Source organism: Mesorhizobium sp. M1A.F.Ca.IN.022.07.1.1 (assembly GCF_003997575.1).
In the GTDB taxonomy this organism is placed as follows: Bacteria; Pseudomonadota; Alphaproteobacteria; order Rhizobiales; family Rhizobiaceae; genus Mesorhizobium.
Genome location: NZ_RZST01000222.1, coordinates 1 through 9877, shown reverse-complemented (window position 1 = coordinate 9877; position 9877 = coordinate 1). Strand labels below are relative to the sequence as shown.

The window sequence follows — 9877 nt, the reverse complement described above, 5'->3', positions numbered from 1 at the left end:
GAACACCGCATCGTAGTTGCGGATCAGGTCGGAAAGCTGGAAGTCCCGTCCGAGCGCTTTGCCGTTCTGGATGTCGATGCCGCCGATCGCGGTGACGTAGTCGACCTCGGCCTGAGCGAAATCGTCGACGCTCTTGTAAGCCGCGATGCCGTATTCATTGAGGCCGCCAGCCTTCGGCCGCGCTTCGAGGATCGTCACATCGTGGCCGTGGCGGGCCAAGCGATGGGCCGCCGCCAAGCCCGCTGGCCCGGCGCCGACCACGGCGACCGTTTTTCCGGTCGGTTCGGCGCGCTTGTAGAACTGCTTGCCCTCATCCATCGCGACGTCGGTCGCATAGCGCTGCAGGCGGCCGATCTGCACCGGCTTGCCCTCCGCCACCTCGCGCACGCAGACCTCTTCGCACAGCGTCTCCGTTGGGCAGACGCGGGCGCACATGCCGCCAAGAATGTTCTGGTCGAAGATGGTCTTGGCCGAGCCCAGCGGATTGCCGGTCGCGATCTGCCGGATGAACATCGGGATATCGATCGAGGTCGGGCATGCATTCATGCACGGCGCATCGTAGCAGAAATAGCAGCGATCGGACTCGACCAGCGCCTCGTGATGATCGAGCGGCGGGTGCAGGTCGGAAAAATTATCGGCATACTGCTCGGCAGACAGCCGGCCGCCGGCTATGCCTTCGATGAAATGACCAGTCGCCATTCCAGTTCCCCTTGTTTGTTTTGAGGAAGGCTAGCACGTTTTATTTTTTTATCAATTGGTCAATTTTCGGCCAAGCTGCTGTATTGCTTGCATAAAAACATGATAATATCAGTCATGTTTCGCCACGCCGATGTCTGTCGGTTCAGCGCATTCAATCCTGGAGGGATGGATCGACCTGATCTCGTCGGCCACGAGCTCCTGCAGGCGCCACAGATTGCCGTCATGGATGCCGAATGTTTCGAGGTGGCTGACGGTGTAGTAAAGATATTCGGCGCCGGAACCTACATGGCCGCACGCGCGTGTCAGTATCTTTGCCACCCTTTCGAGCGGCTGCCTGAGCGACGTGCCCCTACCCGTACCCCGACCCAGAAACCCAGCGCCCGCAGCGATCCTTGCGCCGTGCGTACCGGAACCCACCGGACCGAGCTGACGCTTTCATGATCGTCGATTTCTCGCCGCAGCAATCTCTCGATCTGGGCGGGCTTCTCGCCGTCCGGCAGACGATAGATGACGCCGTCACAAAGCCGCCGCGCTCGAGCATCATCAACCCCGGCTGCGCGGCGCTGCCTCGCCAGCGCACCATGTCGAGGCAGAAGGAGCGATGCCAGCCATAGGCGGAGGCGCGGCGTTGCTCGATGGATTCCAACGCCGGCTTCCAGATCAGCGAGCCATAAGCGAACACCCAGAGCGGCCCCTCGTCGGCCTCGTCTGACAGGCGCGAGGCGAGCGCGCGGAAATCGTCGTCGTTAAGCTGGGTCCAGTCCCCGCAGGGTCGAGCTCCTCGCGATGGCACAAAGCCACTCTCGGGCGTAAGCGACATTCACGCATGGAAGACAGCCCCTCGTTGCCCGCAGCAAAGGCTAAAACCCCGGGCCATGCAAGATCACGGTTCCTATGGCGCTTCGCGCAGAACGGATTGGCCGACGCGCTTCAAGCTCCGATTTTGATGCGTGTCGGCCGCCCAAAACCGCTGCGCATTTTTGAGTGACATGCATGAGCGCCTTGCCGTTCTCGATTTCTGGTCCAGATGTCGGATTTCTGTCGCCGAGATCGTCCTACGATGGATCGGAACCGCGATCGCTGCCTGAACCGGTGAGGAGACCGACCATGCCGAATGCCGCAAAACCCTTCTTCTGGTACGAACTGATGACCACCGACCTCGACGCCGCCGAGGCTTTCTATACTGCTGTCGTCGGCTGGCGGGCCGAGCCCTTCGACAAGGCGTCGGGCATGCCGCGCTATATCGTGGTGAATTCCAGCCTGCGCGGCGTCGGCGGATTGATGACGATGCCGGAGGATGCCGCCAAGATGGGCATGCCGCCGGCCTGGCTCGGTTACATCTACACCAAGGACGTCGATGCCTCGACGAAGGCGCTCAAGGACGCTGGCGGTGCCGTTCATCGCGCGCCGGATGATATTCCCGGCGTCGGTCGCTTCGCCGTCGTCGCCGACCCGCAGGGCGCGACCTTCATGTTCCTGCAGCCCAACCAGCCCGAGCAGCCGCCGGTACCCGCTACCACGCCCGGTCATGTCGGCTGGCACGAGCTCTACACCTCGGACTGGAAAGCCGCTTTCGACTTCTATTCCAGCCAGTTCGGCTGGGAGAGCGCCGGTCAGTTCGACATGGGCGAGATGGGCATCTACCAGACCTTCGGCGCCGGCCCGGAATCCGGCGGCGGCATGATGAACAAGCCGCCGCAGATCCCGGTCCCAGTCTGGCAGTTCTATTTCAACGTCGACGCGATCGACGCCGCCGCCAAGCGTGTCACCGACAATGGCGGCAAGGTATTGATGGGGCCGATGGAGGTGCCGAGCGCGCAGTGGATCGTCCAATGCCAGGACCCGCAGGGCGCGCATTTCGCGCTGCTGGCGCCTGGGCGGTAGAAACTGCCGCCCCCTTGTGGGGCAGATGTCCGGTCCATCCTCCGCAGCCGCGGCGCAGCTGCTGCGGAGGTCGGGCCGGGCAGAGGGGAGCGCTGGCCCGGCGCCGGCGTCGCCCTCTTGGGCGTCACTCCGGCGTCAGCACCGCCACTTTGAGATCGGCCTTCTTGGCGCCGCTGAGCTGCACGGTGGCCGGACCGGCCGACAGCTTGAAGCGCACGCTCTTGCGAATGCCTGGGCAGGTCTTCGCGCGGCTGAAGCCCGCCGACTTCACGGCGCGGCCGTCTTGGACGACATCGATCCAGACCTCATCGGACAGGCTGAACTGGAGCTCACCTTCAGCCGGTACGGTCACGCTTGCCATCGCGCCGAACGTGCCGGCTGCCGGTGCACGTCCAGGCGGAACTTCAAACCCGATCGTGTCGACCGCTGCAAGTGAGAAATCCGCCGCTTGCCCGACTGTCAGGGCCGCGCCGGACTGGGCGGCGGACGCTGACGGAAACAGGGCCTGCTCGCGTGTCACCGGCCATTTGAAGGCATCACAACCAGCATCGGCAGCTATGGCGAAGCTCGTGCCTGCAAGGAATGCGAAGAGGCTGATGGCGAATTTTTTCATGGCGATGGATTCCCGGATGATTTGGTGTATCCGCGCATCAATACAACTTATGAGAGACAATTGCAACCACGGCGAGAATAAGCCGGAAGAGGTGAACTCATGCCCACTCACCGATGGTTGATGGCAGGGCATGGGAAGTGAATGGTCCGCTTCCGGGCGATAATTTATGGCGGGTCCGGAAGGGCAAGATGGAGTTTAGATGAAGCTTTTTGAAGGTCTCTCCCGCTATCAGCCGCAGGCGCTGGGCGTGCTTCGCATCATGACGGCGCTGCAGTTCACCGAGCACGGCACCCAGAAGCTGTTCAATTTCCCCGCCGGCGCCCATGCCGGGGCGCTGACGGGGCTCGCGCTGACCTCGGCAATCCTCGAATTCGCCGGCGGCATCCTGCTGGCGCTGGGGCTGTTGACCCGCCCCGTGGCCTTTCTGCTCTGCGGCGAGATGGCCATCGCCTATTTCATGGCGCATTTCCCGCGCGACTTCTTCCCCGTTAACAATGGCGGCGACGCGGCGATCTCGTTCTGTTTCATTTTCCTCTATCTGGTCTTTGCCGGTCCCGGCGCTTTCGCGCTCGACAACCGCCGCGGTGCCTGATGCCCTGTGCGGACGCGCGCCTGTTTTTCAGGCGCGCATCCGCTCGAAATTGGCATCGAACAGCGGCGCGGACTGAATGCGTGCCGCATGCCGCTTGCCGAGGATCTCGATCTCGAAGCCGTCCGGCCTGTCGGCGATCTCCTTAGGCACATAGCCCATGGCGACCGACGTCTTCGAATTGTGCGCATAGCCGCCGGACGTGACCCAGCCGCGCACGACGCCGTCATGCCAGATCGCCTCGTCACCGATGACATCGGCATCAGTGGTCTCGACGATGAAGGCGCGCAGCCGGAGCTTGCCGCCCTGCTTGCGCTCGGCAAGTGCTCCTTCCTTGCCGATGAAGTCAGCCTCCTTGCCATAGGCGACGAAACGGTTGAGCCCGGCCTCGACCGGTCCGTAGATCGGCCGGTATTCGCGCGCCCATGAGCCGTAATTCTTTTCGAGCCTGAGCGCATTGAGCGCGCGTGAGCCGAACAGGCCGATGCCGAATTCCTCGCCCGCTTTGACCAGCGCCTGGTAGGCGGCGCGCTGATATTCCGGCGCCACCCAGATCTCATAGCCGAGATCGCCGGTGTAGCTGACGCGGCCGACAAGACAGGGCGCCATGCCGATATCCATCCTGGCGACGGCCATGAATGGGAACGCCGCGCTGGAGACGTCGGCGCGGGTGACTTTGGCCAGCACCGCCCTCGCCTTCGGCCCGGCGATGGCTAGGCCGGTGAGCTTCTGCCCCAGCAATTTTATCTCCACCGAGCCGTCCTTCGGAAGATGCGCTTCGAACCAGCGCATATGGTACTGCTCGGCGACGCCGGAGCCGGCGATGAACCAGTCGCTGTCGTCGATGTTGGCGAGCGTGAAATCGCCGATCAGCTTGCCGTCTTCCTTCAGCATCGGCGCCAGCGTCATGCGGCCGGGTTTCGGCAACCTGCAGGCAAGCAGACGGTCGAGCCAGGCTGCCGCCCCCTCGCCCGTCACCTTGTACTTGGCGAAGCTCGAGATCTCCGAGAGGCCGACGCCGTTGCGAACGGCGGCCACTTCGCTGCCGACATGGTCGAAATCGGTCGACCGCCGCCAGGAGAACTCGTCCTTGACCCCTTCGGGCGCATACCAGAGCGGCACTTCCAGCCCAAAGGCGACGCCCCATTGCGCGCCCTTGGCCGACAATGTGTCGTAAAGGGGCGTTGTCTTCAGCGGACGCCCGGCCGGCAGTTCCTCGTTCGGGAAGCGGATCGAGAAGCGGCGCGAGTAATTCTCGCGCACCTTGGCATTGGTATAGGCCATCGTCGCCCAGTCGCCGTAGCGCGCCACGTCCATCGCCCAGATATCGGCGCCGGGATCACCCTCGATCATCCAGTTTGCGAGCGCCAGGCCAACACCGCCGCCTTGGGAAAAACCCGCCATGACGCCGCAGGCGACCCAGAAGCCCGGCAGGCCGCGCACCGGACCGACCAGCGGATTGCCATCCGGCGCAAAGGTGAAAGGTCCATTGATGATCTGCTTGATGCCGGTTTTCTGGAAGGCCGGGAAGTGACGGAAGCCGACTTCGAGCGAAGGCGCGATACGGTCGATATCCGGCTCCAAGAGCTCATGGCCGAAATTCCAGGGTGTGGAGAATTCGGACCAGACCTTGTTGGCTTTCTCGTAGGTGCCCATCAGCATGCCGCCGCGCTCCTGGCGCAGATAGAGCTCGCCGTCGAAGTCGACCGCATGGATGATTTCCGTGCCGGTTTTTTTGTTCCAGTCGGCGACCTCCGGCATGTCCTCGGTGATCAGGTACATGTGCTCCATGGCGAGCACCGGCAGTTCGAGCCCGACCATGCGGCCGACCTCGCGCGCCCAAAGACCGCCGGCGTTGACGAAATGCTCGGTGATCACATCGCCCTTGTTGGTGATGACGCGCCAAAGCCCGTCGGGCCGGCGCACGATGTCCTCGACCTTGGTGAAGCGCTCCACTTCCGCGCCCAGCTTCCGCGCCGCCTTGGCGTAAGCGTGGGTGACGCCGGAGGGATCGAGATGGCCGTCCTCCTTGTTGCGCACGGCGCCGACGAATTGCTTCGGATCGATGAGCGGCATCAACTCGGCCGCTTCCTTCGCCGAGATCACCTCGAGGTCGATGCCGAGATAGCGGCCCTTGGAGACGACGCCGCGCAGCCAGTCGAGCCGCGCCTCGGTTGCTGCCAAGAGCACGCCGCCGGTCAGATGCACCCCCGTCGCCTGGTCGGAAAGCTCCTCGATCTCCTTGTAGAGCGAGATCGTGTATTTCTGCAGCTTGGCGACGTTGGGATCGCCGTTGATGGTGTGCATGCCGCCGGCCGCGTGCCAGGTCGAGCCCGAGGTCAGCTCATCGCGCTCCAGAAGCACCACGTCCGTCCAGCCGTGGCGGGCAAGATGGAACAGCACGGAACATCCGACAACACCGCCGCCGATGACCACGACCTTTGCATGCGACTTCATGGGTTCTTCTCGTTATCTCAGTGAGTTGGATGACTGAGTGGATTCAGGATGAGAGGCATGTCTCTCCTCAAACGTCGGCGCTGCCCCTCACCCTTGCCCTCTCCCCGTGAAAAACGGGGAGAGGGGTCGCCAGCGCTGTAGCGCTTCCCTTCTCCCCGTCCTTCACGGAAGAAGGTGCCGGAAGGCGGATGAGGGGCGGCGCCAGCGTTCCAAAACCGTCACGGCTCGCCCTGCCCGATCGCTTCCTTGCGGCGCGCCATATAGGCTTCAAGTGCCTCGCGCACGGCTGGGTCCATTGTCGGCTGAACGTACTCTCCCAGCGCCTTCTTCCAGAGCTGGGTCGCGCGCGCCGTGGCATCGAGCGCGCCGGCCTCCTGCCAGGCCTCGTAGTTCTGCCAGTTGGAGAGCATCGGCTGATAGAAGGCGGTGGCATAGCGTTCAAGCGTATGCTGCTCGCCGAAGAAGTGGCCGCCGGTCGGCACGGCGCCCAATGCGTCGACCGCCAATTCGCCTTCGTCGACCACGATCGGCCGCAGGAATTCCATCATGTGCTGCATCATCTCGACATCGATGATGAGTTTTTCGAATGAGGCCGTCAGTCCGCCCTCCTGCCAGCCGGCGGCATGATAGACGAGGTTGCCGTGGCCAAGCACGGCGCCCCACAGCGCCATCAGCGTCTCGTAGGCGCCTTGCGCATCGGCGGCATTGGACGCCGAGCCCGGCGTCGTGCGGTACGGCAGATTGTAGCGCCGCGCCAATTGCCCGGAGGCGATGTTGGCCTTGGTGTTCTCCGGCGTGCCGAAGGCCGGCGCGCCGGACTTCATGTCGACATTGGAAGTGAAGGCGCCATACATCACCGGCGCGCCAGGCCGCACCAACTGGGTCAGCACGATGCCGAACAGTGCCTCGGCATTTTGCTGCGCCAGCGCGCCGGCAAGCGTCACCGGGCTCATCGCGCCCATCAGCGTGAACGGCGTCACCGCCACCGACTGGCCGAACTCGGCCATGGTCATCAGCCCTTCGGCCATCATCTCGTCGAAGCGGCGCGGCGAGTTGACGGAAATGATGGTGGTGACGCCGGGGTCCTGGCCGACCTGGTCGAGAGTCAAGCCACGCGCGATCGCCATCATCTCGATGCCGTCCAGGGCCCTGCCCCGGCCGATCGCCGAGACATGGAAGCATTTGTCGGTCAGCGTCAGATTGGCGAAGTAGGTGTCGAGGTGCCGCGAATTCGCCGGCAGCTCGATCGGCGCGCAGACCTGGTTCCCCAGCATGTGGATGCAGTTGAAATGCTGCGCCAGCCGGACGAGATCGCAATAGTCGGCGAGATTGCCGGCGCGGCGGCCGCGCTCCATGTCGTGCACATTGGGCGGCCCGGCCACCAGCGTGAAGTTGATCGTGTTGCCGCCGAGATAAACGGCGTGAGCCGGGTTGCGTGGCGTAAGTGTGTAGCTGGCCTGTGTCGTCTTTAGCGCTTCGTCGACCATGCCCCGATCGAGGCGCACATTCATCGAGCTGTGATCGACCTTGGCGCCGGTGCGTTCAAACAGCGCGAGCGCTCGCGGGCTCATCACCTCGATGCCGAAATTTTCGAGAATATGCATCGAGGCCTGGTGAATGGACTCGATCTGGTCGGCCGAAAGCACCGCCATGGGCGGGTAAGGGTTGACCACACGCCGTGGCGGCAGCTGCGGAATGGGGGCGGGCCCGCGGTTGCTGGTCCGTTCGGCGCCGCGTTTTCGTCTTGGTTCGGTCATGGCGTCTATCAGAGCGCCGACGTCAGGCGCGAGCTGTCAGGAATTCGCCATTTGCCGGCGTGATTTTAGCCAAGGCGGCATTTTCTTCATTCTGATGAAGACAAATACGACGAGTGAAGTCGAAATATCGATAGGCCCAGATCGAGGAGCCTCGGTCGGCGTTAAGGAAGCTCGAAAGATTCCTTTTATGATTTCGCCCTATTCGTCTTCCGATGCCTAGCTCGAGTTTTAGTAAAATTGTCGTTGTCTCTGTGCTGCTGGCGCTTTCAGCCTGCGCGACGGCGCCCAGCCACATCAACAATGTCTGCGCCGTCTTCGACCAGAATGACGGTTGGTTCGACAACTGGCAGTCCGCCGCCGAGCGCACCGAACAAAAATACGGCATTCCCGTTCCGGTGCTGATGGCGACGGTGCGCAAGGAATCCGGCTTCAAAAGCAACGCCCGGCCACCGCGCACCAAGCTGCTCGGCTTCATTCCCTGGAAACATGTCTCCACCGCCGCGGGCTATTCGCAGGCGCTGGACGGCACCTGGTCGCAATATCAGATGGAGACCGGCAACTGGGCGGCGCGCCGCAGCCGTTTCGCCGACGCCATCGACTTCGTCGGCTGGTATCATTCCAAGACTGTCGACAGCTTCGGCGTCGCCCGCAACGACACCTACAGTCTCTATCTCGCCTACTATCTCGGCTGGTCGGCCTACGGACGCGGCAATCGCGGCGATGCCGGCGTGCAGAACTACGCGCGCGCCACGGACCAAATGGCCCGCGACTACGCCGCCCAGTTGCGGCAATGTGGGAACTGAGGCCGGGACCCGGCGAAGTTTTAGTTCGACTTCGGCCTCTTGCCCCTCGGGCGCTTGGGCGGGGTGCCGGCAAAGCCCGGCCCGGTGCCGTGCGGCGCGTCGTCCGGCACGCCTTCATGTGCCGCATGCTCCTTGTCGAACTTGATGACCGGCTCCATCTTCGCCAAGACATCGTCCGACAGCCAGCACAGGCTCATATGGCCGTTGCCGAGATTCTTCACCGGCGGCACCGTCGTCTCGCACAGATTGTCCGGCACCAGCTTCTTGTAGCCGCAGCGCGTCTGGAAGGGGCAGCCGGTCGGCGGGTTCATCGCCGATGGGATATCGCCTTCGAGCACGATGTGCTTCTTGACCACGCTGGTGTCGGCGATCGGGATCGCCGAGAGCAGCGCCTCGGTGTAGGGATGGTAGGGCGGCGAGAATATCTGGTCCGTCGTGCCCTGCTCGACGATATAGCCGAGATACATGACGACGACACGGTCGGCGATGTAGCGCACCACGGACAGGTCGTGGCTGATGAACAGCATCGTCGTCTTGTTCTTGCGCTGGATGTCCATCAAGAGCTCGGTCACCGCCGCCTGCACCGAGACGTCGAGCGCCGAGACCGGCTCGTCGGCCACCACCACCTTGGCGTCGCCAGCGAAGGCGCGGGCCACGCCGATGCGCTGCTTCTGGCCGCCTGAGAGCTGGCGCGGCTTGCGGGTCTCGAAGGCCCGCGGCAGCTTCACCAGGTCGAGCAGCTCCAGCATGCGCTTGCGCCGCTCGGCGACCGTCTTGCCGACATTGAACTTCTCCAGCGTGCGGATGATCTGCGAGCCGACCGTGTGGCTCGGGTTCAGCGTATCGAACGGGTTCTGGAACACCATCTGGATCGACGACACCGTCTCGACATTGCGGCTCTCGATGCCGGTCGACTGGATCTCCTTGTTGCCCAGCGTCACGGTGCCCGAGCTTGCGGTCTCAAGCCCCAAAAGCACCTTGGCGAGCGTCGATTTCCCGCAGCCGGACTCGCCGACGATCGCGACCGTTTCGGACTCGCGCGCGGTGAACGAAATCGTCTCGTTGGCCTTGACGA

At 63.4% G+C, this 9877-nt stretch carries 8 protein-coding genes and 1 pseudogene; 3 read left to right on the top strand and 6 right to left on the bottom strand.

Annotated elements, in window-relative coordinates; all coding sequences use genetic code 11:
• Both EOA75_RS22005 and EOA75_RS22000 read right to left on the bottom strand, forming a co-directional pair.
• Positions 1 to 699: FAD-dependent oxidoreductase (locus tag EOA75_RS22005; RefSeq protein ID WP_127325145.1), on the bottom strand; the 699-nt coding region annotated here is incomplete at its 3' end.
• A gap of 108 nt (positions 700 to 807) precedes the next feature.
• A pseudogene (locus tag EOA75_RS22000) lies at positions 808 to 1527 on the bottom strand (gamma-glutamylcyclotransferase).
• A 279-nt stretch (positions 1528 to 1806) separates the two neighbouring features.
• On the opposite strand from EOA75_RS22000, the gene EOA75_RS21995 reads away from it, so the two are divergent.
• Positions 1807 to 2583, top strand: coding sequence for a VOC family protein (locus tag EOA75_RS21995; RefSeq protein ID WP_127325144.1), 777 nt, complete (start codon positions 1807 to 1809; stop codon positions 2581 to 2583).
• Between the two features lie 124 nt (positions 2584 to 2707).
• Here the strand turns inward: EOA75_RS21995 and EOA75_RS21990 are convergent, their stop codons facing one another.
• The gene (locus EOA75_RS21990) at positions 2708 to 3196 is read right to left on the bottom strand and encodes a hypothetical protein (protein ID WP_067328944.1); all 489 of its coding nucleotides are present in this window, start codon (positions 3194 to 3196) and stop codon (positions 2708 to 2710) included.
• A gap of 199 nt (positions 3197 to 3395) precedes the next feature.
• On the opposite strand from EOA75_RS21990, the gene EOA75_RS21985 reads away from it, so the two are divergent.
• Positions 3396 to 3788 (top strand): DoxX family protein, encoded by a 393-nt coding sequence (locus EOA75_RS21985; RefSeq protein ID WP_127325143.1) that lies wholly within the window; start codon positions 3396 to 3398, stop codon positions 3786 to 3788.
• A gap of 27 nt (positions 3789 to 3815) precedes the next feature.
• Here EOA75_RS21985 and EOA75_RS21980 read toward each other — a convergent pair whose 3' ends face one another.
• Positions 3816 to 6242 carry an FAD-dependent oxidoreductase gene (locus EOA75_RS21980; protein ID WP_127325142.1) on the bottom strand — a complete coding sequence of 809 codons (2427 nt, stop codon included), beginning with the start codon at positions 6240 to 6242 and terminating at the stop codon, positions 3816 to 3818.
• A gap of 218 nt (positions 6243 to 6460) precedes the next feature.
• A complete protein-coding gene (locus EOA75_RS21975; protein WP_164747491.1) occupies positions 6461 to 7999 on the bottom strand; it encodes a trimethylamine methyltransferase family protein in 1539 nt (512 codons plus the stop codon).
• A 212-nt stretch (positions 8000 to 8211) separates the two neighbouring features.
• Between EOA75_RS21975 and EOA75_RS21970 the strand changes: the two genes are divergently transcribed.
• Positions 8212 to 8802, top strand: a complete 591-nt coding sequence (locus tag EOA75_RS21970) for a transglycosylase SLT domain-containing protein (RefSeq protein ID WP_127325140.1) — start codon at positions 8212 to 8214, stop codon at positions 8800 to 8802.
• Positions 8803 to 8822: 20 nt separating this feature from the next.
• Here EOA75_RS21970 and EOA75_RS21965 read toward each other — a convergent pair.
• On the bottom strand, positions 8823 to 9877 hold a 1055-nt coding region (locus EOA75_RS21965), incomplete at its 5' end, for an oligopeptide/dipeptide ABC transporter ATP-binding protein (RefSeq protein ID WP_164747490.1).

Bases quoted from the DNA above. Each gene is read 5' to 3' on its own strand.
- EOA75_RS21980 (WP_127325142.1), bottom strand. From the start codon at position 6,242: ATGAAGTCGCATGCAAAGGTCGTGGTCATCGGCGGCGGTGTTGTCGGA.
- EOA75_RS21995 (WP_127325144.1), top strand. From the start codon at position 1,807: ATGCCGAATGCCGCAAAACCCTTCTTCTGGTACGAACTGATGACCACC.
- EOA75_RS21975 (WP_164747491.1), bottom strand. From the start codon at position 7,999: ATGACCGAACCAAGACGAAAACGCGGCGCCGAACGGACCAGCAACCGC.
- EOA75_RS21990 (WP_067328944.1), bottom strand. From the start codon at position 3,196: ATGAAAAAATTCGCCATCAGCCTCTTCGCATTCCTTGCAGGCACGAGC.
- EOA75_RS21985 (WP_127325143.1), top strand. From the start codon at position 3,396: ATGAAGCTTTTTGAAGGTCTCTCCCGCTATCAGCCGCAGGCGCTGGGC.
- EOA75_RS21970 (WP_127325140.1), top strand. From the start codon at position 8,212: ATGCCTAGCTCGAGTTTTAGTAAAATTGTCGTTGTCTCTGTGCTGCTG.